The organism is Marinomonas sp. NPDC078689 (genome assembly GCF_044542435.1).
GTDB classification, from domain to species: domain Bacteria; phylum Pseudomonadota; class Gammaproteobacteria; order Pseudomonadales; family Marinomonadaceae; genus Marinomonas; species Marinomonas arenicola.
In genome coordinates this window covers 160,837-186,507 of record NZ_JBITUJ010000003.1, presented here as the reverse complement: position 1 = coordinate 186,507, position 25,671 = coordinate 160,837, and the positions used below count along the sequence as shown (strand labels likewise).

Genomic DNA, 25,671 nt, shown 5'->3' with positions numbered 1-25,671 from the left:
ACTGAATACATACTAAATATTAAGTCAATGGGCATGGCTACAAACCATGCTACGCCTGCTGTAGGAGGCATTATGACAGACAGAGAAGTAATGGAATTTGATGTGGTTATTGTCGGTGGTGGTCCTGCTGGGCTTTCTACGGCGTGCCGTTTGATGCAAAAAGCACAAGAAAACGAACAAGAATTGAGTGTTTGCTTGGTTGAAAAAGGCTCTGAAATTGGCGCTCATATTCTGTCAGGAGCGGTAGTCGACCCTAAAGCATTAGCCGAACTTTTCCCCGATTGGAAAACCATGGGCGCCCCTTTGGTGTCTGAAGTAACAGTGGATGAACTGCATTGGTTAGGCTCGAAGACTGGCAGTCGTAAGCTAAGCCATTGGATGATTCCTAAAACCCTTCATAACGAAGGCAATTATGTGATTAGCTTGGGGAATCTATCTCGCTGGTTAGCAGAGCAAGCCGAAGCGCTTGGTGTGGAAGTCTTTCCGGGGTTTTCAGCCGCTCATATTGCTTACAATGAACAAGGTCAGGTAGAGGGCATTATAACGGGTGACATGGGAGTAGCAGAGGATGGTTCGCACAAAGATGGCTATATGCCAGGCATGCTATTAAAAGCCAAATACACCATTTTCTCAGAAGGTTGCCGTGGCCACCTTGGTAAAGAACTTATCGAACGTTTTGAACTGGATAAAGGCAAAGCCCCGCAGCATTATGGGCTTGGTATTAAAGAGCTTTGGGATGTTCCTGAGGCGCAAAGTAAGCCAGGCACTGTGATTCACACCGCTGGGTGGCCGCTGGGTAAAGAGGCCGGTGGCGGAGGCTTTCTCTACCATTTAGAGAACAATCAAGTCGTGGTTGGCTTGATCGCAGATTTGAACTATAAAAACCCACATTTAAGCCCGTATGATGAATTTCAACGTTACAAGCATCATCCATTGATTGCCGCGCATCTTAAAGACGCCAAACGTGTGTCTTACGGTGCTCGAGCCATTGCAAAAGGCGGTTGGGCGTCGTTACCGAAAATGAGCTTCCCTGGTGGTCTTCTGTTGGGCTGCGATGCTGGTACATTGAACCCTGCTAAAATCAAAGGCACTCACACTGCCATGAAGAGCGGTTTGTTAGCGGCTGAGGTGATTTGTGAGGCATTACAAGCAGAATCATCAGTCAGTGAACTTGCTCATTATGATGCGACAGTTCGAGATTCTTGGTTGGGTAAAGAGCTTGAGCAGGCGCGAAACTTTGTGCCTGTCATGCATTCTCTAGGCACATTTTGGGGTGGTGCTTATAACTGGCTAGATCAAAATATCTTTGCTGGGCGTATGCCTTTTACCTTTAATGATATGACACCAGATTACGCCTGCTTAGAACTGGCAGAAAAGCATCAGGCGCCTGATTACCCCAAACCTGACGGCAAACTAAGCTTTGATAAGCTTTCCTCGGTGTTCTTATCCAATACCAACCATGAGGAAAACCAGCCTTGTCATTTGTTGCTAAAAGACGCCACTGTGCCGATTGCTCAAAATCTGCCTAAGTTTAATGAGCCTGCTCAACGATATTGCCCAGCGGGTGTCTATGAGGTAGTTGAAGGGGCACAAGGCGCAAGCTTCCAGATCAATTCGCAAAACTGCATTCATTGCAAAACCTGTGATATCAAAGACCCTGCACAAAACATTCGCTGGGTAACACCTGAGGGCGCGGGCGGCCCGAATTACCCCAATATGTGATTTTAGAAAAGACACTTTTTTGTGTCTTTCTACTTCTTGGTTTTACTTGCATACAGGTCACTATTTTATTGACCTGTATGTCCACATTCCTTACTGGATTTCACCTCGCGTCTGATTGATAATAGGTTTTTCAAGTAAAGGAATTGTTTATGCGACTCTGGGTAGATGCGGATGCTTGTCCGAATGTGATCAAAACCATTCTATTTCGTGCCGCTGAACGAGTTGAAATACCCTGTATCTTGGTCGCCAATCAGGCCATTTCTATTCCTCCCTCCAAATGGATTGAAAGAAGAGTTGTGAGTTCCGGCTTTGATGTGGCCGATAATTATATTGTCGAGCATGTGGAACCTGCAGATCTTGTTATTACCGCGGACATTCCCTTAGCCGCAGAAGTAATCGATAAAGGCGCGTTGGCGGTGAACCCTCGTGGTGAACTTTATTCTCGAGAAAATATAAAACAGCGCCTTGCGATGCGCGATTTTATGGAGCAAATGCGTTCATCTGGTGTGCAAACCGACGGTCCAGCCACGTTTAACCAGCAAGATCGAATGGCGTTCGCGAATACGCTGGATAAGTTATTGGCCCAGCGCGTGCCTTAGACTCACTCCTCAATGAGAAATCAGGAAAGTGTTTGCTGAATATTTTCCTGATTATTCAGTTATAGGGGAATGAAATGAAAAGAATTATTGTTGTGGGCGGTGGCGCAGGTGGTTTAGAGCTTGTTACCCGACTTGGCCACGGACTAGGACGTAAAGGCAAAGACAAAGCAGAAATCATCTTAGTCGACCGCAGCCGGACACACATCTGGAAACCGCTTCTTCATGAAGTTGCCACCGGTTCTATTGATATCAATAATGACGGTGTGAACTATCGAGCTCATGCTGCCAAGCACCATTATCAATTCCAACTCGGTACGGTAACGAGTGTTGACCCAGCGGCAAAAACCATCACTCTTGATTCTTTAAGTGACGACAAAGGTCATTTAATCTTACCTGAACGCAATCTTTCCTATGACACGCTCATCATGGCCGTAGGCAGTATTAGTAACGACTTTGGTACGCCAGGCGTTGCTGAGCATTGTTATTTCCTAGATTCACACAAGCAAGCTGAGCGTTTCCAGCAAGCCTTACTTAACCACTTTTTACGAGTCCATCAAGAAGGCCCTGAAGCTAAGTTGAAAATCGCCATTGTTGGCGGTGGCGCAACAGGGGTCGAATTGTCTGCTGAATTGTTCCACGTAGCGGATTTGATGAAAGCCTATGGCATGCCGGAAATGTCCGGAAAGCGTGTGCATGTGGAGCTTGTCGAAGCGGGCGATCGAATATTGAAAGCACTACCAGAGCGTATTGCCAACTTAGCGTCGAAAGAACTCACACGGCTTGGTGTTAAAATTAGCGAAAGTACCCGTGTGGTACGTGCGGATGTTGGCGGCTATCAAACCGCTGAAGGCGCACTTATTGAAGCTGACCTAATGATCTGGGCTGCAGGTGTCAAAGCGCCTGACTTTATTAAAGACATTGAAGGCTTTGAAACGAATCGCAGCAACCAAATCGTTGTTAAAGGCACGCTTCAGGCGAAAGACTTTGATGATGTGTATGTGATCGGGGACTGTTGTGCTTGTGAACAACCCGATGGTTCTTTTGTTCCACCGCGGGCACAATCTGCCCATCAGATGGCTTCTTTAGTTTACGCTAACATCAAAGCGTCGCTGAAAAATGAGCCGCTAAAAGATTACTTATACAAAGACCATGGCTCTTTGGTGAACCTAAGTAACTACAGCACAGTCGGTAACTTGATGGGCAACCTCATGGGTGGCTCTATGTTCATCGAAGGGCGCATTGCGCGTTTTGTCTACATTTCTCTGTATCGTTTGCACCTCATTGCGATACACGGCTGGTTTAAAGCCACCATCGTTATGGCGGCACAAAAAATTGGTAAAGTCGTGAAGCCAAAACTTAAGCTTCATTAATGATTAGTGTGCTAGCAAGCCATTCACTTTTAAAAAGTTAATCATGGTGTAAATGCCGCCGTAGCAAAGACCTCAGTATAGGGAGGTTTTCTACGGCGGCTTTTTTTTGCCTGACGTGGCGGATGGCAGCTTCAATGTTTCAGTAAATGTGAAGCAACTAATGAGATCTATTTGATTAAACCTCAACCCTTGACCTATGTGTTACCAATAGGTTTTACAATGACCCTATTAGATTAAGCAAAGAGGTTCTTATGCGCGTTATTGATCTTGCGAAAAAAGCCAATGTAACGAGTGAAACAGTTCGCCATTACACACGCTTAGGGCTGATTCACGCACAACGAGACCCGAATAATGGTTATCAAATTTATGATAATACGGCGTTTACTCGTATGCAGTTTATTCAGCAGTCTCGTACCTTAGGGTTTAGTTTAAAGCAAATAGAAGAGATTCTTGATCAGGCTGATAGTGGCGATTCTCCTTGTCCTATGGTGAGAGACTTATTGGAAAAGAAAGTCCCTGAAACCAAGGCAAAGATTGCACAGCTGCAAGCGCATTTAGCCACCATGGAAGCGGCCTTAGAACATTGGGAAAGCATGCCAAACGGTACCCCAGATGGCCATTCTATTTGTTGCTTGATAGAAGAGTGGGAAGACAGCAAAAAATCATGATAGCGATCATTAAGGAGACAGTATGTCAGATATTAATGAACAAATAGCACCCGCCAATGAGACGCGTGTTCAGACCTTAGATTTGGCCGTAGGCGGCATGTCTTGCCAAGGCTGCGTCTCGAAAGTTAGACAGAAAATTCAACACCACGATGCCAATGCTCAAGTGCTTGGCACGCCAGCAGACAATCGTCTTGAAGTGCAAACTGTATTGGCAAAAGAGCAAGTAGAAGCCAGCATTAGGGACGCAGGTTACCAGACATTAGGGGATTTCGAGACGCCGGCAGACGTTGTCGAGACGCAAAAAGAGCCCTCACAGCCAGCCCATTATCAACTGGCGGTTGAGGGTATGTCGTGTCAGAAATGTGTCGCTAAAATACGCCAAAGCATTCAGTCATTAGACGCAGAGGCCCAAGTAGACGGGCAGCCTAAAGCGAATCGTCTTGAGGTGACTACGGCGCTTTCTCAGCAACGCATTGGCGATGCCATTATCGATGCCGGCTATGAGTATTTTGGGGATTACATCGAGGTGGCTCAATCATTAGAATCTGCCGCGGAGCCAGACAGCAGCCCAATACCGCCCGCAGCGGAAAAAGACCGCCCTACAAAAGATCAAACAGCAGACAGTGAGCGCGCTCATAAATATCAATTTTCTTTGACTGGTATTACCTGTGCAGGCTGTGTGAATACCATTCAAAAAGCATTGGATCGTGTTTCCGGTGTTGAAAAAGCCGAAGTGAATTTTGCCAGTCGTACCGCGCAAGTGTCGTCTTTGACAGACGCAGAGACCTTGATCAAAGCGGTGGAGTCTTCAGGCTATGGCGCGTCTCTGATTGAAGATGCGGATAAAGCGGATGAAGATCGCCAGCAAAATGAACGAAAAGAATTTCATGACAAACGAAATTATGCGGTGCTAGGGCTTCTCGTGGGGGTGCCCTTGATGCTGTACGGTTTGCTGGGTGGCAACATGATGGTCGAAACCGGAGGGCAACGATTAGCCTGGGGCCTCGTTGGCGTGCTGACCTTATTGGTCATGTCGGTGTCAGGTAAACATTACTACCGTAGCGCATGGCGGGCTTTTAAATCTCGTCAATCGAATATGGATACCCTTATCACGATAGGTACCATTAGCGCGTGGTTGTATTCTATGGCGATCATTATTTCCCCCAGTGTGTTTCCTGAAAACGCGCGTCATTTGTATTTTGAAGCCAGTGTGATGATTCTTGGCTTAATCAATTTAGGCCAAGCGCTTGAAGTGCGAGCACGTGGTAAAACCAGCGCTGCGTTACGCCGTTTATTGGACCTTCGCCCAAAATTTGCCATGGTCGTACGCGAAGGGGCAGAAATATCCTTAGCCGTTGAACAGATTCAGATGGACGATGTGGTTCGCGTTCGCTCTGGCGAAAAATTCCCTGTAGATGGGGTAGTGAGTGACGGTCAATCAAGTGTGGATGAATCCATGTTAACTGGCGAACCTGTGCCCATCGAGAAACACCCAGGAGACAAAGTATCGGCAGGAACAATCAATGGTAAAGGCTCGTTAACCTATCGTGCTACAGGCATAGGGTCTGACACCTTGCTGGCGCAAATTATTGACATGGTTGGAACGGCACAAAATTCAAAACCGCCAATTAGTCGTCTGGCCGACCAAGTGTCTTCGGTGTTTGTTCCCAGCGTCATGATATTGGCTACGCTTGCGGCCTTGGCTTGGTTTAATCTGGGTCCTGCTCCGGTCATGGTTCACATGATGGTTGCGGCTGTGTCTGTGCTGATCATTGCGTGCCCTTGTGCATTAGGGTTAGCCACCCCCATTTCTACCATGATTGGCGTTGGTAAAGCCGCTGAATATGGTGGTTTGATTCGCAATGGCGAGTCTTTACAAAGAGCCAGTGAATTGACCACGATAGTGCTGGATAAAACCGGCACCATTACAGAAGGCAAACCTAAGGTAGTGCATCAAGTGCTTGCTTCAGGCGAGGATGAAACACATCTCGCGACGTTAGTGTCTTCGCTGGAAAAAGGGGCTAATCATCCATTGGCCAACGCCTTGATAGACCACGCTGAAGCAACCAGTCAAGACACCTATGAAACGTCTCAGTTTGAGTCCATCGTGGGTCGTGGTTTACAAGCTGAAATTCAAGGAGAGACGTATTTTCTGGGTAACGAAGCGTTAATGAAAGAGCAAAACATTGATCTTTCTACTCTGGCCAAGGTAGACGAAAAATACGCAGCGAGTACACAAGTCTACCTTGCGAATCGTCGTCAAGCGTTGGCGGTTTTCTGTATTGAAGACCCGATAAAAGCCAGCTCAGAAAGCGGCATTAAAACGCTCCAGAAGGCGGGACTAAAAGTCATCATGCTGACTGGAGACAATAAAAACAGTGCCGCATTGGTGGCCAATAAACTGAACATTGATGAGTTCCATGCAGAGCTGATGCCCAATGACAAACTCGATTGGGTGCGCACATTGCAAGCGAAAGGCGAAGTGGTTGGCATGATAGGCGATGGTATTAACGATGCGCCTGCCTTGGCACAAGCGGACGTTGGCTTTGCCATGGGCGCGGGCACAGATGTCGCGATGGAAAGTGCCGACATTACGTTAATTCGCAGTGATCTGACAAGCGTGGCGCAAGTTATCGAGGTGAGTCAGGCGACCTTAGGCAACATTAAACAAAACCTTTGGGGTGCGTTTGCTTATAACAGCTTAGGTATTCCTTTGGCCGCCGGGGTGTTATTCCCATTTACTGGGTGGTTGCTAAGTCCAATCGTAGCTGGCGCGGCGATGTCTTTGTCCTCTATTACTGTGGTGGCGAACGCCAATCGTCTACGCCGTTTTGCGTCTCGACTTACTGACACCAGCAATCAAGATAGATAGGAGAGGCTATGAGTGTATTAGTGAATATTTTAGGTGTGTTATTAATCGCGTTAATCGCTTGGTGGTTTTGGGCACCAAGTAAGAAAAAATAGTGAGGATGATATGGCGTATGCGCGTTCGGCTTGTGTTGCTAAAGTGACTCTGCGGGTGGTCGGCATGACTCAGTCGACTGCTGGCGATTTCTTTCAGCGCTGGCGTCATCGTGAGGGCATTGAGTTTCTCCAGATAGAATGGAAGAAACAGCGTATTTTAGTTCATTATGATGCGCTGTTGATTTCATTAACGGACATAGTGTCGGGGCTTCAAAAGGCAAACATGTCACTTAATCGTGGTATTTTCTATCGTTGGCGATTGCATCTGGCGAAGCAGGTCGAGCAAAATATACGGGACAATCTCAATCATATTCCCCATTGTTGTGGCAAGGCACCACGGCCAATACAAGGGAAAAAATAATGATATACTGTTTTTAACAGTGAAGAGGCTGAACGTTTTCCGATTTTGCTGATACCATATATCGAAATACATCGATATAACGATAAGGAAGCCACACCGTGGTTTCCTTTTTTATTGCCAGTCTTTTAACAGGGAAATTTTACAATCTATGCAAGCTTATCAATGGGGAATCTTTGCCATCGCGCTGGGCGCGTTTGGCATTGGTACAACAGAATTTATGCCTATGGGGTTATTGCCCGTCATTGCCGATGGCGTTCATGTTTCCATCCCAACCGCTGGGTTATTGATCAGTGCTTATGCCATTGGTGTTATGTTTGGCGCGCCAATTGTTACTTTGTACCTAGCGCGTTTTAGCCGAAAGAGCGCTCTTATCGGCTTGATGGGCACTTTTGTGGTTGGCAATACGTTGGCGGCATTGGCAACCAACTATGAAATATTGATGTTTGCTCGAGTGGTGACCAGCTTGGCGCACGGTGCATTTTTTGGTATTGGCGCTATGGTGGCGATGAATTTAGCGCCCAAGAACAAACAAGGTTCCGCCGTTGCTTCTATGTTGTTGGGTTTGACCATTGCGAATATTATCGGCGTGCCTATCACCACTTGGTTGGGTCAGAATATTGAATGGCGAGTTGCGTTTGCCGTGACCGCGGTATTGGGTGTGGTTGCGATGTTAGGGCTAGCACGAAATCTTCCCACGATGGCCGCAACTGAAAAGCCAGATGTACGCAAAGAGCTTCAGTCTATTATGCAGCCAGCGGCGTTGCGCGCATTTGGCACAACGGTGTTGTGCGCGGGCTCTATGTTTACCTTGTACACCTACATTGCGCCTATCTTACATACACTGGCAGACGCATCTGAAAGCGCCATTGCCATTATGCTTTCTCTGGCTGGGGTTGGTTTTACTTGTGGTAATTATATCGGCGGCAAATTGGCGGATAAATCGCCTGATCGCGCTTTGTTTATTACCTTTGCCGCACAAATCATCATGGCGTGTTTGTTTAGCTTGGTCGCCAGCAATATAATCACCGCAGGAATCATGGTCTTTTTCTGGAGTGTGGCTATTTTCGGTAGCGGCTCGGCATTGCAAATGAACGTCATGAAAATTGCTGACCAGGCACCTGGGTTGGCATCGTCTATTAATATTGGCGCCTTTAACCTGGGCAACGCTTTGGGTGCTGTACTTGGTGGTGCTGTGATAACGCTTGGTTTCAGTTACGCTTGGATTCCAAGTACGGCGGCGATTTTGTCCGTATCAGCCATGCTGTTGCTGATGATAAGTCGAAAACTTGCTCAGGGTTCGACCCAGACAGCATAATAAGCGATTACAGCGTGCTAACCGGTTACAAGCGCTATTTACCTTGGCACCGGTTGGCTTGTGGGCAATGCATCTAATGATGTCATTTGGTTGCAATCGTCTATAGAGTTGCATAAAGTGTGATGCAACTGAAATAAGAGCCATTTTTAATGTCGAAATGTGTATTAGATAACGTCAATGCAACTGCGAAGAAGTACAGTTTTGTGTGCTTGTGTCTGTTTGCGCTGTCGCTATTCTTTAGCACCATAACGACGAACAGCATGCTTGGTGCTTCTTCATCAAGCAGCATGGCAATGGACACGACAGACCCTATTTTATCCGATGAGGGTTCTATGCCTCATGATTCACTCCGGTCTCAGGATAGTCGCTTGTCTCATGCTGTCACTATGACTGACATGCATTGTGTTTCTCAGGATTGCAATGGCATGTCGACACATCATGATCATCAAGATTGTATGGACAACCATTGCAGTAGCTTTTCCGGTTTGCTGGCCAGTTATGACGCCCCGTCTGTTGTATTCTCTTCTATTCAGCCCGTTTTAGCCGTGAATTCTTATCGCTCCACTTACCCTAATACCCCTTATTTCCCTCCTATAGCGCTTTCTTAAATTCGATTTTTTGCTCTTTGCCTTATGGGCAATGAGCGTTCATGAATTTATTAAAGAGAATCAAAATCCATGGTTAACAATCTATTTTTGGCATTCTTGCGTCCGTTTCAAGACGCCGAGCGCCCCCATGTATTTACTAAGACATTCAATCGCAGTGTTTGTGTTTTGGCTTTATCAATGACTTCGTTTGTCGTCGATGCCGAAACCTTGAGCCTTCAAACCGTAATCAGTAAGGCGGTCTCACAGGATGAGTGGTTGACGGCAAATCAGGCTAAAGAAGCTTCTATACGCTCCTTAAGTGGTGGTATGACAGCATTGCCTGATCCTAAAATCAGCCTTGGCTTATCAAACTTGCCCACCGACACCGGCGATTTTCACCAAGAAGCCATGACGCAAGTTAATCTCTCTGTGTCTCAAGTATTTCCTGCTGGCGATACCTTGTCGCTCATTGGTGAAAAATACGCAGCACAAGGCGACCAAATGCCCTTACTACGGGAGAACCGTCAAGCCATCATCACCATGACCGTTTCTGATTTGTGGTTAACGGCTTATAAATTTGAACAGAGTATTGCGCTTGTTCAGCACAACAAACGCTTATTTGAGCAGCTTAACGAAGAAGTAGAAGGGCGTTATCGCAGCGCATATGGGCAGGAAAAACAGCAAGATCTGGTGCGTGCGACATTAGCGATACATAACCTGGATTTGCGTTTAACGAAGCTCAATCAGGCCAAACAAAATGCGCTGACCAAGTTGACTCAATATCTCGACCCGTCACTTGTTCCAGAAAGTATACAGCTTGCGACAGACAAGCTTCCTTTAGCCTCTTTGTGGGCAAACTCTCATCTTGTTGTTCAGTCCCTTAATGCGTCTTCATTGGATCAATTGGCCGCTCGCCTGAGCCAGCATCCTTTGGTTCGACTTGTGGATGTGCAATCAAGCACCGCAAAAATAGAAAAATCGATCGCGGAGCAAAAATACAAACCTGAATGGGGGGTGACGCTGGGTTATGGCTATCGAAGCGATGACCTGAATGGCAAGGCGCGCTCTGATCTGGCGTCCGTTGCGGTGAGCGTCAGCATGCCCATCTTTTCAACCCGTCGACAGGACGCTCAAGTAAAAGCGGCGTCGCTTGAGGTTGCCTCATTGGTCTCTGAAAAAGCCTTGGTATTAAACGACTTACTCGCTAAATATCGCTCTTTAACTTCTGACATTAGGTTATTAGATCAACAAATAAGCCTTTATCAGCACCAACTTATTCCTAGCTACCAAGCCAGTGCTCAATCTATGTTGCACGCCTACACCAATAATGACGGGCGTTTTAGCGAGGTTCTACAGGCTCGTATAGACACACTGAATGCCCATGTAGAACGGTTAAATATCGAGGTTGAGCGTGCTAAACGTTTGTCCCAATTAGCGTATGTGTTGACGACGAAAGAAGAGGTAATCGCCAAATGAAAATGCTCAAAACAATCGGTTTTTTTGTTCTTGCTGGGGCCTTTTTTACAACAGGGTACTTTTTTGCCCAGCACACAGACTCGTCTGAATCGACAGCAACAGACAGCGCCTCCAGCACACCAACGTTGCCGGCGAAACCTCTTTATTGGGTAGCTCCTATGGATGCGAACTATCGACGTGACAAGCCAGGAAAATCCCCTATGGGAATGGATTTGGTGCCTTTTTATGGCACACCAAAGCAGGAAGAAGCAGGGGTTGGAACCATTCGTATTTCCCCTGATGTGGTTAATAATCTGGGGGTACGAAGTGCTGCTGCGTTCACCGGATACTTAGAAAATGCTATTCGAACCGTGGGCTACTTGGCTTATAACGATGACAGCCTGGTTCATGTGCATTCACGTGTTGAAGGTTGGGTAGAAAAAAGCTTTGTAAAATCAGACGGCGACTTTGTTGAAAAAGGTCAGCCTTTATTCGATTTGTATTCGCCCGCCTTAGTCAACGCTCAGAAAGAATTTGTCTTTGCATTGAAGCGACAAGACCAATCGATGATCTCAGCTGGCGCAGCGCGCCTAAGCGCATTGAACGTCTCTCAGGTGTTGATTGATGAACTCAGGTCAACACGAAAAGTGTCTCAAACGGTGCGCTTCTATGCGCCACAAAGCGGGGTAATAGAGCGCTTAGGTGTTCAAGAGGGTTTTTATATAAAGCCTGGTACAACCTTGATGTCGATTGTCAATCTGAGTGAGGTTTGGCTCAATGTCGATGTCTTTGAACGCCAAGCTCATCAAGTAGAGATAGGGCAAGAGGTTAACGCGACCCTTGCTGCCTTGCCGGGAAAAACCTTTAACAGCAAGGTGGATTTTATTTACCCAGAGTTAACGGAAAAAGAGCGTACCTTACGGGTTCGCGTGCGTTTGGTAAACCCAGATCGCTTGTTGAAGCCAAATATGTTCGCCCATGTGCAGATTAAAACACGCCGCAAACAACCTGCTTTATTGATTCCAAAAGAGGCATTGATTCGCACCGGAGAACAAAACAGAGTCGTGCTCGCATTAGGGGATGGCCAATATAAGTCATTGGCCGTCACCGTCGGCGCATTGGGTGATGATTACGTAGCAATTCAAGACGGGCTGCTGGCGGGAGATAAAGTGGTCACTTCAGCACAATTTCTGTTGGACTCAGAATCCAGTAAAAGCTCCGACTTCAGACGTATGAGCAGTCAAAATGAGCGCGCTCAAAAAACAAAAAAAACACCTCTTAGCAGCACTAAAGACACCGCACACAATAAGGATACCGTCTGGGTGTCGGCACGCATCAATCGGATCGATGCCACCACTAGAAGCATCAATGTGAATCACGAGGCGATCGTCGAATGGGGCTGGCCAAAAATGACCATGACCTTTACGTTAGCCAAAGACCTGGTGTTGGATGATTTGCCGATCGGCAGAGACATGCAACTTGCCATTACCCGTCAGAGCGACACTCTCTTTGTGGTTACTGATTTCTCAGATACTGACGTTAAGTAGGAGTTGATTATGATTGCAGCGATAATCCGTTGGTCTATTAACAACCGCTTAATGGTGTTATTAGCTAGCCTTATTCTTGTTTTTGTTGGTTTGTATTCGCTCAAGAATACACCGGTTGATGCCATTCCAGACTTGTCAGATGTGCAAGTTATTATTAAAACCAGTTACCCAGGGCAAGCACCTCAGGTGGTCGAGGATCAGGTAACTTACCCATTAACCACGGCTATGCTCTCTGTGCCTGGTGCGAAAACCGTTCGTGGCTACTCCTTTTTTGGCGACTCTTATGTCTATGTCATTTTTGATGAAAATACAGACATGTACTGGGCCAGAAGTCGTGTCTTAGAGTACTTGAGCCAGGTCGCTCCGTCCTTGCCAGATAACGCAAAAGCGCAATTAGGCCCAGATGCCACAGGGGTTGGCTGGGTGTATTTGTATGCCTTGGTAGACAAAACAGGCCAGCATGATTTGAGCCAGTTACGCTCATTGCAAGATTGGTTTTTAAAATTTGAACTGCAAACCGTTCCAGGGGTTTCCGAAGTCGCGCCCATTGGCGGCATGGTTAAGCAGTATCAAGTCAGTGTCGACCCAGATAAATTGCGCGCCTACAAGATGCCACTGAGTCACATTCAAAATGCGATTAAACGCGGTAATCAAGAAGTTGGCGCGTCTGTTATTGAAATGGCAGAAGCCGAGTACATGGTGCGTTCGTCTGGCTATATCAAAGGTGTCAAAGACATTGAAATGATCCCCCTTGGCGTTTCTGATCAAGGCGTACCATTGACGATAAAAGACGTCGCTGAGGTTCGTGTTGGTCCACAGATGCGCCGTGGTGTCGCAGAATTGAATGGCGAAGGAGAAACCGTCGGCGGCGTGGTGGTGATGCGCTACGGTGAAAATGCTCAACAAACCATCAAAGGGGTAAAAGCGAAACTTGACGCTTTAAAAGCCAGTTTACCCAACGGCGTCGAGGTGGTGACCGTGTATGATCGCTCTGGTCTTATTGACCGCGCGGTGGACAATTTGTGGTCCAAGCTACTCGAAGAATTCATTGTGGTGGCCCTAGTTTGCATGCTGTTTTTGTTTCATATTCGCTCCTCTTTGGTGGCCATTATTAGTTTGCCGGTGGGGATTCTAACGGCGTTTATCATCATGCATTGGCAAGGCATCAACGCCAACATCATGTCCCTTGGTGGTATTGCGATTGCCATAGGTGCCATGATTGATGGCGCCATCGTAATGATTGAAAACCTCCATAAGCACATGGAGAAAACGCCGCTGACCAAGGAAAATCGTTGGCAGGTTGTCGCTACGGCGGCGACAGAAGTGGGACCAGCGCTGTTCTTTAGTTTGTTAATCATTACCGTTAGTTTCGTGCCTGTATTTACCTTGGAATCTCAAGAAGGGCGTATGTTTGGTCCTTTGGCGTACACCAAAACCTACGCCATGGCCGCCTCGGCAGCGTTAGCCATCACTTTGGTTCCTGTTTTGATGGGGTATTTTGTACGCGGTAACATTTTATCTGAGCATAAAAACCCGATAAATCGAGCCTTACAGGCAATCTATTTACCCGCATTAAAGGCGGTATTGAACGCACCTAAACGGACCATTGGCATCGCCTTGGTTATTTTATTGATCGGTCTCTGGCCCGTGAATAAATTAGGCAGTGAGTTTATGCCCAGCTTAGATGAAGGGGATTTGATGTACATGCCAACCGCGTTTCCAGGTATTTCCATTGGGCAAGCTCGGCAGATACTGCAACAAACCGACAAATTAATCGCAACGGTCCCTGAGGTGAAAACGGTGTTTGGTAAGGTCGGACGAGCAGAAACGGCCACCGACCCCGCGCCATTAACCATGATAGAAACCTTTATTCAGTTCAAACCTCAGTCGCAATGGCGCGATGGCATGACCAAAGCCAAGTTAAAACAAGAGCTGGATCAGTTGGTCAAGATACCCGGTATGACAAACGCTTGGGTAATGCCCATTAAAACGCGTATTGATATGTTAGCAACGGGTATTAAGACGCCAGTTGGCATTAAAGTAGCTGGACCAGACTTAAGCATTATTCAAGACATTGGTATGCAACTAGAAAAAGCCTTAAAGCCAGTGGCGGGCACAGCGTCTGTGTATTCAGAGCGGGTTGCAGGTGGTCGGTATGTGAAAATTGACATCGATCGAGGTAAGGCGTCTCGCTATGGCATGAACATTCAAGATGTCCAAACCTTTATATCTTCTGCCATTGGTGGCGCCAATGTAACCAATACGGTGGAAGGGTTAGAGCGCTATCCGATTAATGTGCGTTACCCGCAAGATTATCGTAGCTCTCCCGAACAGATAGCCTTACTGCCCATTGTCACGCCGACTGGTTTGAATATTGTGTTAGGCGATCTTGCTCGTGTCTATGTAGAAGAGGGTCCACCGGCGTTAAAAAGTGAAAACGCACGTTTGAATGGCTGGACCTTTGTGGATATTGAGGGCATGGACATAGGTCGCTACGTTGAGCGCGCTCAAAAAGTGGTCGCAGAGCAAGTGACGTTGCCAACAGGTTATTCCTTGGTATGGTCAGGGCAATACGAATACATGCAAAGAGCAAAAGAGAAACTCACCTATGTGATACCGCTTACTTTGCTGATTATTATCGTCCTTTTGTACATTAATTTTCGTACTTTTTCTGAAGTGGCGATCATCATGGGGACCTTACCTTTTGCCATGGTGGGCAGCACTTGGCTGATGTATTTACTTGGTTTTCATTTTTCTGTCGCTGTGGGGGTTGGTTTTATTGCCTTGGCAGGTGTGGCGGTGGAAATCGGCGTAATTATGTTGGTCTATTTAAATCAAGCATGGCGTGATGCAAAGCAAGAGTGCGCTGACAACAATACGCAACCCAATGTGGAGACTCTTTATCATGCGGTTCTGCATGGCGCCGGAATGCGGGTACGCCCGGTGATGATGACGGCGGCGGCCATTATTATTGGCCTGTTGCCTATCTTGTATGGCACAGGTACGGGATCAGAAGTAATGAGTAGAATTGCTGCGCCCATGGTTGGAGGCATGGTCAGTGCGGTCATCTTGACTCTATTGGTCTTGCCTGTGGTGTATTTCTTATGGAAAAAGTCCAGATTAAAATAACCTTTTAAAGCGCAAAGTCAGAGCCAAAAACAAACGATTCATGTCGTTGACTTTTTGGCTCTGATTTCATCTTTATAAGGGCAAAAAAGTATTCTACCTATGCTTATTAAGGTAAAGATAAGAGGTTATTTTTTAATTAATTCCACGCGCCCTAGATCATTTTTTCCAGTATTTGATTAAACTACGCGGGTACCTGACCAATTGGACAGCATCGAAGGCTGGCCACTCATTTTCGTAAAAGGATTCACTCTGTGTCATTGAAATTACGTCTTATCTATGCGTTTGTCATCGTGGTTTTAATCGCCACCATTTCTATGGGGATTTTAAGCTTTTATCAGGCAAGAGCGGTGATGTTAAAGCGCACAACGGAAACAGAACTCCCTGCACAACTTACACAAATTAAAAACTCCGTAGAGAATCAGATTGAGAGTTTATCAATCAATGCTGAATTATTAGCCAATAACCCCATGATTTTAGAGTGGGCCAAAAATGGACATTCTAAATCCGGCGAAGCCGCTGTGGTCGCCTTGTTAAATAATACGAAAGAACGACTTGGCTTAGACACGGCCTCTTGGGCAGACAGATCAAGCGCACAATATTGGAATCAAGACGGTTTTTTACGAACCTTGAGTACCGATAAAGATGGTTGGTTTTTTGATTTCACGCGTTCGGGTAAAGAAAAGAATGTCAGTGTTTATCGCAACGCAGGGACCGGTGAGATAAAGCTGTTTGTTAACTATCAAAACCCAAATGGCATTGGTTTGGCCGGTTTTGGTATGAATTTAAATAAGATGACGGATTACCTAAATAACTTCACCTTTAATGGCGGTGGTTTTGTTTATTTGGTGTCGACAGACGGTACATTAAAAGTACATCGTAATGAAAGTTTGTTAGAGAAAACCAAGGTCACTGACTTATATGGCAATAAAATCGGCAGAGCATTGCTTAAACAAGACGGTTTAAACATCGTCATGGCGAAAGATTCTGTTTTAGCCAGCCAGTATATTCCGGCCATGGGCTGGATATTAGTGGCAGAAATCCCGAATAGTGTTGTCTTTGGTGGCGTCGTTTCTATGGGGAATTCTCTGCTCTTAATGGGGATTTTGCTGAGTATCGTTAGTGTGATCGTGGCTTTCTTAATTGGCTCAAGATTGGTAAAGCAGTTGCAAGTAGTGGCCAATAATTTGAAAGATATTGGTGAAGGCGAGGGCGATTTAAGTCATCGTTTGGACAATACAGGACCAATAGAGCTGGCGAGCATTGGCAATGGCTTTAATAATTTTGTGAGCGTCATACACAATATGGTGAAGCAGGTTACTCAAACCAGTAATGAGCTGAATGATGCTTCGAAAACCATGCTAAATTCCGCTGATTCCATGTTAAATGACGCCAAAATGCAAAGTGACCGAACTTCTATGGTGGCCTCCGCGATACACGAAGTAGAGGCCTCGGTTCGCGAAGTATCTGAAAATGCCGCCGACGCTGCAGACACCGCCAATACCGTAGAAACAGAAGTGAGAAATGGTCTAAGCGTTGTTTCTTCTGCAAAAAGTACGGTAGAAAACTTGGCCGAAGAGAGCGAGAAAACGGCGATCATCGTTACGGAACTTGCGAAGAATTCTGAGCAAATTGGCAGCATATTAGAAGTTATTCGCAACATTTCGGAGCAAACGAACTTATTGGCGTTAAACGCGGCCATTGAATCTGCCCGCGCCGGTGAACAAGGACGAGGCTTTGCCGTGGTTGCGGATGAGGTTCGTAACTTGGCGAAACGCACCGCGCAGTCCACCGATGAAATCCAGGTCATGATAGACAAGTTGCAATCTGAATCTCGAAAGGCTTTGGTTGCTTCAACCTCTGGGCAGAAAATCGCCCATGATGCCGTAGACTCTATGCAAATTGCCACTAAGTCACTGGAAATGATTGATCAACAAGTGAATACGATGAACAAGATCAATCAGCAGGTGGCCCTAGCAACAGAGCAGCAGCTTGCTGCCATCGAAGACGTGGCGCAAAATGTGACCGGCATTCAAGATTCTGTCATGAGCAGCGTTACCAGTGCCAATGAGTTATCGGATAAAAGTAAGGCCTTGAGTACTCTGTCGACTAGACTGGATACCCTGGTAGCGGGCTTTAAAGTGTAGCTTTTAGTCTTGGGTGTTTAAGAATCATCAGGATTAGACAATGCCTCACTCAGGTTTGAGTGAGGCATTTTTTATGGATTAATCAGTGTGTTTTAAACAGGTTTGCTTTTGCTTCGTAGATTTTGGTTACGGCGTTAATGTCTTTACTGCTCTGCTGAAGACGGTCCATCAGGGCAGATAACGAGGCAATCGACTTGGCATTTTCTCCTACTTGCTCATTAATCGATGAGATGACACGCTCTTGCTCAACGGACTCTTGAGCAATCGCTTTACTGGCGTGAACGGCCTGGTTAACCGACTGAGCTCTTTCTAATAAAGCTTTAGAGATTTTATCGGCATGTTCGACGCTGATCGACGTACGTTCTTTACCTGATTCCATTGAGTGAACCGTATTACTCACACTGGTATTTAAGTTACTGAGTACTTTTTCAATTTCATCGGTTGATTGGCTTGATCGCAACGCAAGGGTTCTCACTTCATCTGCTACAACAGCAAAACCTCGGCCAGTTTCTCCCGCTCTTGCCGCTTCGATGGCCGCGTTTAACGCCAACAAGTTCGTCTGTTCTGAAATGCTGCGAATAGAATTGAGCAGGGTGGTGATGGACTCCACATCGGCCGTCAGGGAGGTTAATGATTCTGAAATGGAGGAGGTATTTTGTGACAATAGTTCCATGTCTTTCATGATATCGAGAGTCTGATTACTGTCACTTAAAATTCCTTGCTCTAGCTCTCCAATGAGATTAGCCGATTCGCTACTGCTTTGCGAAATGACCTTCATAGTATGGGAAATGCCCGCCGCGGAGGTGGCTACCATCTGGGCTCTTTCATCACTGGTCATGACATGCCCTGTGACTTGCTCACTGATTTCTTGAATTTTCCCACTGCTACTAACCAGCTCATTGGCAATGTTTTGGTAGTCGTTAAAGAGACCGACGAGCTTATCCAGTAATAAATTAAAGGTGATTTCTGCATTTGAGGTTGGGTTATGCAAACGAACAGATAAGTCATTATTATCGGAAATAACAGATATGGCATTGGCAATATTAAGATTTGAAGTGGATTCTCTTTTCATAAGAAAAGCCATATAAATCAATAAAATAGATTCTGAAATAGCGAAAAGACAATGGACTATCATGATCCACGTGTTGTGCTCTCCAGAGAACACCATAATGGGCATATCACCAATGGAATAGCCGCTCATTTGAATAAACATGAAACTAATATGGTAAATCGCGGTGGTCAGCAAGGCCGCAATAATGGGTTTCCAACTTTGATAGACTAAAAAAATCACCATAGAGGCAAAGATATGAAAATGCATCTCGACCATGCCCAACTGACTTTGAATTAAGCATGACGACACCAGCATCATCAAAATACCAGCGCACACCGCGAATAGTTGCGTACCTTTAAAAAGGCTATAGAGACATTGTGTTATGACAAAAAGAAGCGTTGCACAGATCAGGGTAAATGAAAAAAGCGAAGCACCAACCAGACCGCTAATAAGCAAAACAGGAATTTGAACAAGTAAAAATCGATAGATTAACAGATCATTTTTTAACGTGTTGTTTGTTGTAACTGACATTATTGAGCTCCTCAACGAGCTTGTTGATTTCTTGTTTTCTATACGCAGAGAATTAACTATTGGATTTGTTTCTTGATGATTTTTAAGGTTTTTTCCAAAAATCCATTCTCGGGAAATTCCAAAAGATAAATAAACAGAGCGAATTATAAAAGCTTCGTAAAGCAAGCAATAGTCTATTTACAAAAATTGATCAATTGGTTAGAAATCTACTAGATTGAGCAAAATAAGGAGGGCAATGATGGGGGATTTTTTAGATAAAGGTATAAATAAGCCTATGGCGTTTTTCCATAGGCTATGAGTTTTTAGCTGTTTAGTGCGTTACCCATTCAAGGCTTTTGCTTGATCTGCGGTTAAATCTTTGAGTGTTGGCCAGTTTTGTTCCGCTGTTTTTATGTTTCCAGGAACGTCTCTTAACCAGGCTTTCTGTACGTCTTTATTTAAATTCAGATACAGTTTTCCTTCGACAATTTTCCATGCTGTTGGGTCTACATCAAACTTCAGGCCCATTGCGGTGCCCATTGCACAGAAATTACCGAATTGAGGGGCGTATTTCACTTTATCCTTATTAAAGAGATTTCTATTTTGTTCAGAGGCAAATCGGAAAGTGGCATTTTTGTAATTTGAAGTGAATTCGGTGCTGCCCAATACAGGTTTACCCATTGTAAAGTAGGCAACGGTGTCATAGCCTTGAATGGCCAGATCGTTGGCGTCTGCATTTGAATCAATATCTGCAGCAAAGGTTGCTACGCTGGAAAAAAGTACGCTTGCCACGGCAATGTGTTTGATAAATGTTGAAACTTGCATCTTGTTATCCTTCTGTTAAGTTCAATAAAGTCACTCTAGTGTATTTTTATCGGCTATTGAATAAGCATCGAGACGTCCTAAAGTTGATACAAATCGTCCAAATAAGAGAGTGAAGCAGGTGGCTTTGAATAAACTAGAGAGCATCATTGAGAACTTTTCTATCCGTTCTGAGATTATTTTCAGCGGTGGTTTTTGTGGCGGTAAGACACTCGAAAACCACAACACAAAGAATGGAGGGCACCTGCATTATTTACGCTCCGGCAAATTGACCGTTTTACGTGACGCGGGTCATAAGATGGTATTTGAAAAGCCAGCCGTGATATTTTTACCTTTTTCTTCTGCACACCAAATAATGACAGAGAAAGATCAGCCGGCAGAACTGATTTGTGCCTCGGTGCATTTTACGGCACTTGAGCAGCAGAGCGTGGTGTCAGGATTGCCGAGTATTATTTTTCATGAACTAAATGGCGATGCCTTATCAGATACCGTCACTTGGCTTTTTCAAGAAGTGGATCGTTCAGGTCTAGGTCAGAAAAGCATTGTCAGCAAGTTGTGCGATATTTTAGTCATTCAGATGTTTAAAAAACTCACTGAAGAAGGATTGATTGTACAAGGGATGTTGGCGGGGCTAAGTCATCCAATGTTGGCAACAACATTGATAAAACTGCAAGAATCGCCAGAAACCGCTTGGACACTTGAACGCATGGCAGAACATGCAGCCATGTCTCGCTCTAAATTCACCGAATTGTTTCGTGACACGCTGGGCCAAACGCCAAATGACTTTCTAACGGATTTGCGTATTTCTATGGCGCAGAAATTATTACGGCAAGATAAGACCGTCGGCTTTGTTGCAAACAAAGTGGGATACGAACATGGCTCTGTATTAGCCAGAGTATTCAGAAAGAAAACGGGCATGTCACCAAAAGAGTGGCAGAAGAAATCGAGTGAGCTTGATGCTAGGTAAAGATAAGGATGCGGAGAAAGCGTTATTTTTTGCCCAACAAACAGTCCGTAGCGTGTTAAATGAATCATCATCAAGGGATTTAGCGATAAAACAGCCCAGAAGTACTAATATACACTATTTCCGATAATAACATTTACCGGAAATAGTGGAGTGAAATAGCCGTGCACCCAAACGCTTATTTCTGTTACTTCCTCGTTGGCTTGATTTGCTTGTTATCGCGTTTGTTAATTCGCTAACGTTAACAAGCAATCAGGACTTTTGATTAACGATTACTTGCAGCCTTTAGTTTTTCTGTCAGTTGATCCAGCGAGCTGATTTGATATGTGGGCACAATGTGCTCTGGGTGTACTTTGCCATGATGATTGAGCCAGCAAGTATCAATCTGTGCGTTAATGCCACCCAGAATGTCCGACTCTAATGTGTCACCAACCATCAATACTTTCTTACGATCTGGATTGCCCATTTTCTCAAGTGCATGATCAAAAATGGCAACATTGGGTTTCGCTACGCCTATTTCTTCCGAAATAATCACATGGGAAAAATATTGGTCAAACTTTGTTCGTTCCAATCGCACTTTTTGAAGTTGCGTAAATCCATTGGTGATAATGGCAGATTTAATAGATTGGCCTGCTAAATGCGTCATTAACGCCTGTGCGCCTGGCAACGGCTTACATATCTCTGCCATGGATTCTAGAAATTGTTGATTAAGCTGATGGGCAGGAATATTCAGTCGATCAGCCCATCGTTGAAATCGACGAGTTTGCAGCTCTTTCGCCGTCACTTTTCCATCCTGGTAAGCCACCCATAATGGTTTATTGATACTTTGATATTCTGCAAAGTCATCTGCGCTAAAAGTCACCTTGTGTTTTAGCATCATGTGGCTTAAACCTGAGAAATTATCAAAGTGGAATAAGGTCTCATCGGCGTCAAAGATAATCCAATCGTAATTCATTTATCTATTTTATCCTTATAAATACAAATCAGGGTGCAGTATTGGCGCGAGCGCAAGTATAAGTGCCTGCGTATAGGTACTTTCGCGAGTGGCCCTATGGTTTGTAAGCAAACCGATCGCGCCACCTTTTTGTTTTACGTTGTCTGTTTTAAACAGATCATCCATGACATCGCCAAGCTCTTCGCCATTTTTTAAACGCAGATAAACCGCGTCTGGTATCGGCAAGTTAGCGGATCGACCCGTGTGTATTTTTCCATCACGGCCAGCAATAGCGACATAAGCAAAGGTCGCAGCGCCCTCCTCAAAATCATCAACGCCACCTTCCATCGACACAAAGTAATCTTCTTCCTTGTTCGTGTCATGAGCTCTGCAATAACGAATGCGATTTTGCGCGCCCAGGCGCGTTTCATTTTCTGTCATTGGTTGATCGGCGACCCCAGATTCGGTTTCCATGCCTTCACAGTGAATCGTGTGATTTGGGAATACTTGATTGAAGGCCTGATGCGCGGCCGTTACTTTGACGGGGTTTTTGGATGCAACGCGAATTCGAATAACAGTGTTAGGCATAAGCTGGCTTCCTTTAAAAACAAAAAGCCGCAATCAAGGATTGCGGCTTTGGGTGACTCAATTCAATTTAAGCTTGAGCGTTAATAATGGGAGTGGGACACACCACATCCGCATTTTGCGCTCTATGTCTTAGCAAGTGATCCATGATCGTCAAGGCAACCATGGCTTCGGCAATCGGTGTTGCTCGAATGCCAACGCAAGGGTCATGACGCCCTTTGGTAATCACGTCGATGGCTTCGCCCGCACGGTTGATGCTTTTTCCTGGAATGGTAATGCTCGATGTTGGTTTCAGCGCCATATGGACAATAATATCTTGTCCTGAAGAAATGCCACCAAGCACACCGCCGGCGTGATTGCTTAAGAAGCCTTCTGGTGTCATTTCATCACGATGCTGACTGCCTTTTTGTTCAATGACATCAAAACCATCGCCAATCTCAACGCCTTTCACGGCATTAATACTCATAATCGCTTTGGCTATATCAGCATCCAGTCGATCAAAAACGGGGGCGCCAAGGCCTGGCATTACGTTTTTTGCGATGACGGAAATTTTCGCACCAATAGAGTCGCCTTCACGGCGCAAGGCTGTCATGTATTCTTCTAGTTCAGGAATCGCATCTGGGTCAGGGCTGAAAAAGCTATTATTGTAGACCTGACTTAAATCTTTCACTGCCAGCTTGATGGGACCAAGTTGTGACAAAAAACCTTGAATTTCAATGCCAAATTGCTGTTTTAGGTATTTCTTAGCAATCGCGCCTGCGGCAACGCGCATGGCGGTTTCACGGGCAGAAGAACGACCGCCACCGCGATAATCACGGAAGCCATATTTTTGGTCGTAAGTATAATCAGCGTGCGCCGGGCGGAAGGTGTCTTCAATGTTGCCGTAATCTCGTGAGCGTTGATCGGTATTCTCAATGATCAAGCCGATTGGCGTGCCTGTTGTTTTGCCTTCGAAAACACCGGACATGATTTTTACTTCATCCGCTTCGCGACGCTGAGTCGTGTGTTTTGATGTGCCAGGTTTGCGTAGATCAAGGTCTCTTTGTAAATCGGCTTCGCATATCTCTATGCCTGGAGGACAGCCGTCGACAATGGCCCCCAATGCGAGGCCATGACTTTCACCAAATGTGGTGACTTTAAAAAGTGTTCCAAAAGTATTACCAGACATAATGCTACTGTTGCTCGTGTAATAGTTGGTTTAATTGTTCTTTGGTGAGGACAAAAACGCCGTTTCCGCCCTGCTCTAATTCAACCCACATAAAGGGGATTTCTGGGTAGGCAGCTTGCAATGCCACTTCGGTATTACCCACTTCGTATACTAATATACCGTCATCATGAAGATAATGCGCGGCCTGAGCTAAAAACTTATGGGTAAAGTTCAGCCCATCATCACCAGAGGTTAGCGCTAATTCTGGTTCATTATGGAACTCTGCAGGCGCTTGTTGGAAGTCCTGCTTATCGACATAAGGAGGGTTACAAATAATTAAATCGTATTGTTTGCCGGTCAGTGCGGAGAACATATCAGAATGTATGGCCTGCACACGATCTTCGACTTGATGGCGCACGATATTCTCATTCGCGACTACAAGAGCGGCTTCACTGATGTCACTCAGATTCACTGAGGCTTCATCAAAAACCAACGCGGCGGCAATGCCTAAACAGCCACTGCCTGTACACATATCCAGAATAGTTCTTGGATATTGGTTCAGCCAAGGGGCGAACTCACTTTCTAATAGAGAAATAATAGGCGATCTCGGGATCAAGGTGTCTTTTGTCACCTTGAATGGAAGCCCCATAAACCATGCTTCACCAAGTAAATACGGTAAGGGTTCACGCTTATTAATGCGGCTATCGATTAGCTTCAGTAAACGTTTTTTTTCATTGTATGTCAGCGCACAATCTAACATATCCCGATCAAAATCTAAGGGTAAACTTAATCCCCCCATGACAAGATGAACCGCCTCGTCCCAAGGATTGTCTGTGCCATGCCCATAAAAAAGGTCCGCTTTTTGAAAGCGGCTGTAGGTCCAGCGAATAAAATCTTTAATGGTGTTTAAGTCGCGAACTGCGGATTGTCTACTGCTCATTAGAATTCGGCCATGTATGGGGTAAAACAAAGCGGCATTATAGCCTTTATTATTTATTGTCTCTATCCTTGATCTGGATACGAGCGACGGATTGCGTTAATTCCTCCATCTGCTTATTGAGTTTTTCTAGATGGCCATCTTGTATGGATTGATGTTGATTTTTCAGCGCGTGTAACTGCTCTTTTAGCTGAGCGTTTTCTTCTTCAAGGCCGCTGACTTTGTTGTCTAGCTTGGCGAGATCAACGGCTTTTTGTGACAAGTTTAACTGCAACTCGTCCCGCTCTTTTTGCGTTTGCTTAAGTTGACTGTCGATGACCTTGTTGTGTGAAACTATGTCGTCATGGCGCTCCAGAATCATCTGGTGTTTCTCGATGAGCGCTTGGTGAGCGTTTTCTAACTGCTGCTTTTCTTCTGTTACCTTAGCCAAAGAATCTTGCGTCTCACATAAAACAGAACTCAATGAGAGAAAACCTTGGTGCGTCGCGCTTTCTTTTAAGGCTTGCTGATTTTCAAGGTCGACTTGCTTTTCATCCAGCAAGGTCCCAAGGGTTTGTGTTATTTCTCGTGAGAAATGATTGAAGGCTGGCTGCAAGGCATCATTTAATTCTTTCAGCTGATGCTGTTGGTATTCTTTATAGGACTCTTCCCACTCAGTGATCGCATTCAGCAAGGTGGTATTCGATGCATGGCGGCCGTCTTTCTTAAGAAAATAGTCGGCTATTCTTGGGATGTTCGGGAAATGGTTTTGCTCCAATAGATCCCAACAAGCCTGATGAATCTCTTCTCTTGCAATATTTGCTTTACGAGCCATAACGAAACACCTTCTTATACAATAATCAATTAAGTCATTATATTAT

20 protein-coding genes are annotated in these 25,671 nt (G+C 45.4%); 13 read left to right on the top strand and 7 right to left on the bottom strand.

What is annotated here, in order from left to right; all coding sequences use genetic code 11:
- Nucleotides 1-72 precede the first annotated feature (72 nt).
- The 12 genes from ACIGBN_RS07055 to ACIGBN_RS07000 all read left to right on the top strand — a co-directional run bounded on the left by ACIGBN_RS07055 (nt 73) and on the right by ACIGBN_RS07000 (nt 17,861).
- Nucleotides 73-1,722 carry an electron transfer flavoprotein-ubiquinone oxidoreductase gene (locus ACIGBN_RS07055; RefSeq protein WP_396664479.1) on the top strand — a complete coding sequence of 550 codons (1,650 nt, stop codon included), beginning with the start codon at nt 73-75 and terminating at the stop codon, nt 1,720-1,722.
- Between the two features lie 149 nt (nt 1,723-1,871).
- Nucleotides 1,872-2,321, top strand: a complete 450-nt coding sequence (locus tag ACIGBN_RS07050; RefSeq protein ID WP_133003902.1) for a YaiI/YqxD family protein — start codon at nt 1,872-1,874, stop codon at nt 2,319-2,321.
- 74 nt (nt 2,322-2,395) lie between these two features.
- Nucleotides 2,396-3,691 carry an NAD(P)/FAD-dependent oxidoreductase gene (locus ACIGBN_RS07045; RefSeq protein ID WP_396664477.1) on the top strand — a complete coding sequence of 432 codons (1,296 nt, stop codon included), beginning with the start codon at nt 2,396-2,398 and terminating at the stop codon, nt 3,689-3,691.
- Nucleotides 3,692-3,942: 251 nt separating this feature from the next.
- Nucleotides 3,943-4,359 (top strand): MerR family DNA-binding protein, encoded by a 417-nt coding sequence (locus ACIGBN_RS07040; RefSeq protein WP_133003904.1) that lies wholly within the window; start codon nt 3,943-3,945, stop codon nt 4,357-4,359.
- Between the two features lie 22 nt (nt 4,360-4,381).
- Nucleotides 4,382-7,231 (top strand): heavy metal translocating P-type ATPase, encoded by a 2,850-nt coding sequence (locus ACIGBN_RS07035; RefSeq protein WP_396664475.1) that lies wholly within the window; start codon nt 4,382-4,384, stop codon nt 7,229-7,231.
- Between the two features lie 102 nt (nt 7,232-7,333).
- On the top strand, nt 7,334-7,684 hold the full coding sequence (locus ACIGBN_RS07030) for a hypothetical protein (RefSeq protein ID WP_133003906.1): 351 nt from the start codon (nt 7,334-7,336) through the stop codon (nt 7,682-7,684).
- A 148-nt stretch (nt 7,685-7,832) separates the two neighbouring features.
- On the top strand, nt 7,833-8,999 hold the full coding sequence (locus ACIGBN_RS07025) for an MFS transporter (protein ID WP_133003907.1): 1,167 nt from the start codon (nt 7,833-7,835) through the stop codon (nt 8,997-8,999).
- Nucleotides 9,000-9,148: 149 nt separating this feature from the next.
- The gene (locus tag ACIGBN_RS07020; protein ID WP_396664472.1) at nt 9,149-9,607 is read left to right on the top strand and encodes a hypothetical protein; all 459 of its coding nucleotides are present in this window, start codon (nt 9,149-9,151) and stop codon (nt 9,605-9,607) included.
- A 69-nt stretch (nt 9,608-9,676) separates the two neighbouring features.
- Nucleotides 9,677-11,062, top strand: coding sequence for a TolC family protein (locus tag ACIGBN_RS07015; RefSeq protein WP_396664470.1), 1,386 nt, complete (start codon nt 9,677-9,679; stop codon nt 11,060-11,062).
- The gene (locus ACIGBN_RS07010) at nt 11,059-12,588 is read left to right on the top strand and encodes an efflux RND transporter periplasmic adaptor subunit (protein ID WP_396664469.1); all 1,530 of its coding nucleotides are present in this window, start codon (nt 11,059-11,061) and stop codon (nt 12,586-12,588) included. The genes ACIGBN_RS07015 and ACIGBN_RS07010 overlap by 4 nt, the downstream gene beginning before the upstream one ends.
- Nucleotides 12,589-12,597: 9 nt before the next feature.
- Nucleotides 12,598-15,717, top strand: a complete 3,120-nt coding sequence (locus ACIGBN_RS07005; protein WP_396664467.1) for an efflux RND transporter permease subunit — start codon at nt 12,598-12,600, stop codon at nt 15,715-15,717.
- A 251-nt stretch (nt 15,718-15,968) separates the two neighbouring features.
- The gene (locus ACIGBN_RS07000; RefSeq protein WP_133003912.1) at nt 15,969-17,861 is read left to right on the top strand and encodes a methyl-accepting chemotaxis protein; all 1,893 of its coding nucleotides are present in this window, start codon (nt 15,969-15,971) and stop codon (nt 17,859-17,861) included.
- An 82-nt stretch (nt 17,862-17,943) separates the two neighbouring features.
- Here ACIGBN_RS07000 and ACIGBN_RS06995 read toward each other — a convergent pair whose 3' ends face one another.
- Entirely contained in the window at nt 17,944-19,443 is a 1,500-nt protein-coding gene (locus ACIGBN_RS06995; protein ID WP_396664464.1) for a methyl-accepting chemotaxis protein, read from the bottom strand.
- Between the two features lie 318 nt (nt 19,444-19,761).
- Entirely contained in the window at nt 19,762-20,247 is a 486-nt protein-coding gene (locus ACIGBN_RS06990; protein ID WP_396664462.1) for a YHS domain-containing (seleno)protein, read from the bottom strand.
- Nucleotides 20,248-20,365: 118 nt separating this feature from the next.
- Here ACIGBN_RS06990 and ACIGBN_RS06985 point away from each other — a divergent pair, with 118 nt between their 5' ends.
- Nucleotides 20,366-21,211 carry an AraC family transcriptional regulator gene (locus tag ACIGBN_RS06985; RefSeq protein ID WP_396664460.1) on the top strand — a complete coding sequence of 282 codons (846 nt, stop codon included), beginning with the start codon at nt 20,366-20,368 and terminating at the stop codon, nt 21,209-21,211.
- A 262-nt stretch (nt 21,212-21,473) separates the two neighbouring features.
- Here the strand turns inward: ACIGBN_RS06985 and yjjG are convergent, their stop codons facing one another.
- The 5 genes from yjjG to ACIGBN_RS06960 form a co-directional block, all read right to left on the bottom strand.
- Nucleotides 21,474-22,163, bottom strand: coding sequence for a pyrimidine 5'-nucleotidase (gene yjjG, locus ACIGBN_RS06980; protein ID WP_133003915.1), 690 nt, complete (start codon nt 22,161-22,163; stop codon nt 21,474-21,476).
- 15 nt (nt 22,164-22,178) lie between these two features.
- A complete protein-coding gene (gene yjjX, locus ACIGBN_RS06975; RefSeq protein ID WP_133003916.1) occupies nt 22,179-22,730 on the bottom strand; it encodes an inosine/xanthosine triphosphatase in 552 nt (183 codons plus the stop codon).
- Between the two features lie 67 nt (nt 22,731-22,797).
- Nucleotides 22,798-23,895: a chorismate synthase gene (gene aroC / locus ACIGBN_RS06970; protein WP_133003917.1), complete on the bottom strand. Its 1,098-nt coding sequence runs from the start codon at nt 23,893-23,895 to the stop codon at nt 22,798-22,800.
- A gap of 4 nt (nt 23,896-23,899) precedes the next feature.
- Nucleotides 23,900-24,814 (bottom strand): 50S ribosomal protein L3 N(5)-glutamine methyltransferase, encoded by a 915-nt coding sequence (gene prmB / locus ACIGBN_RS06965; protein ID WP_396664457.1) that lies wholly within the window; start codon nt 24,812-24,814, stop codon nt 23,900-23,902.
- A gap of 49 nt (nt 24,815-24,863) precedes the next feature.
- Nucleotides 24,864-25,625, bottom strand: a complete 762-nt coding sequence (locus ACIGBN_RS06960) for a hypothetical protein (RefSeq protein ID WP_133003919.1) — start codon at nt 25,623-25,625, stop codon at nt 24,864-24,866.
- Between the last annotated feature and the right edge of the window lie 46 nt (nt 25,626-25,671).

Coding starts and splice junctions, on each gene's coding strand:
- yjjX (WP_133003916.1), bottom strand. CDS start 22,730: ATGCCTAACACTGTTATTCGAATTCGCGTTGCATCCAAAAACCCCGTC.
- ACIGBN_RS07055 (WP_396664479.1), top strand. CDS start 73: ATGACAGACAGAGAAGTAATGGAATTTGATGTGGTTATTGTCGGTGGT.
- yjjG (WP_133003915.1), bottom strand. CDS start 22,163: ATGAATTACGATTGGATTATCTTTGACGCCGATGAGACCTTATTCCAC.
- ACIGBN_RS07035 (WP_396664475.1), top strand. CDS start 4,382: ATGTCAGATATTAATGAACAAATAGCACCCGCCAATGAGACGCGTGTT.
- ACIGBN_RS07015 (WP_396664470.1), top strand. CDS start 9,677: ATGGTTAACAATCTATTTTTGGCATTCTTGCGTCCGTTTCAAGACGCC.
- ACIGBN_RS06990 (WP_396664462.1), bottom strand. CDS start 20,247: ATGCAAGTTTCAACATTTATCAAACACATTGCCGTGGCAAGCGTACTT.
- ACIGBN_RS07050 (WP_133003902.1), top strand. CDS start 1,872: ATGCGACTCTGGGTAGATGCGGATGCTTGTCCGAATGTGATCAAAACC.
- aroC (WP_133003917.1), bottom strand. CDS start 23,895: ATGTCTGGTAATACTTTTGGAACACTTTTTAAAGTCACCACATTTGGT.
- ACIGBN_RS07030 (WP_133003906.1), top strand. CDS start 7,334: ATGGCGTATGCGCGTTCGGCTTGTGTTGCTAAAGTGACTCTGCGGGTG.
- ACIGBN_RS07005 (WP_396664467.1), top strand. CDS start 12,598: ATGATTGCAGCGATAATCCGTTGGTCTATTAACAACCGCTTAATGGTG.
- ACIGBN_RS07025 (WP_133003907.1), top strand. CDS start 7,833: ATGCAAGCTTATCAATGGGGAATCTTTGCCATCGCGCTGGGCGCGTTT.
- ACIGBN_RS07045 (WP_396664477.1), top strand. CDS start 2,396: ATGAAAAGAATTATTGTTGTGGGCGGTGGCGCAGGTGGTTTAGAGCTT.
- ACIGBN_RS07020 (WP_396664472.1), top strand. CDS start 9,149: ATGTCGAAATGTGTATTAGATAACGTCAATGCAACTGCGAAGAAGTAC.
- prmB (WP_396664457.1), bottom strand. CDS start 24,814: ATGAGCAGTAGACAATCCGCAGTTCGCGACTTAAACACCATTAAAGAT.
- ACIGBN_RS06960 (WP_133003919.1), bottom strand. CDS start 25,625: ATGGCTCGTAAAGCAAATATTGCAAGAGAAGAGATTCATCAGGCTTGT.
- ACIGBN_RS07010 (WP_396664469.1), top strand. CDS start 11,059: ATGAAAATGCTCAAAACAATCGGTTTTTTTGTTCTTGCTGGGGCCTTT.
- ACIGBN_RS06995 (WP_396664464.1), bottom strand. CDS start 19,443: ATGTCAGTTACAACAAACAACACGTTAAAAAATGATCTGTTAATCTAT.
- ACIGBN_RS07040 (WP_133003904.1), top strand. CDS start 3,943: ATGCGCGTTATTGATCTTGCGAAAAAAGCCAATGTAACGAGTGAAACA.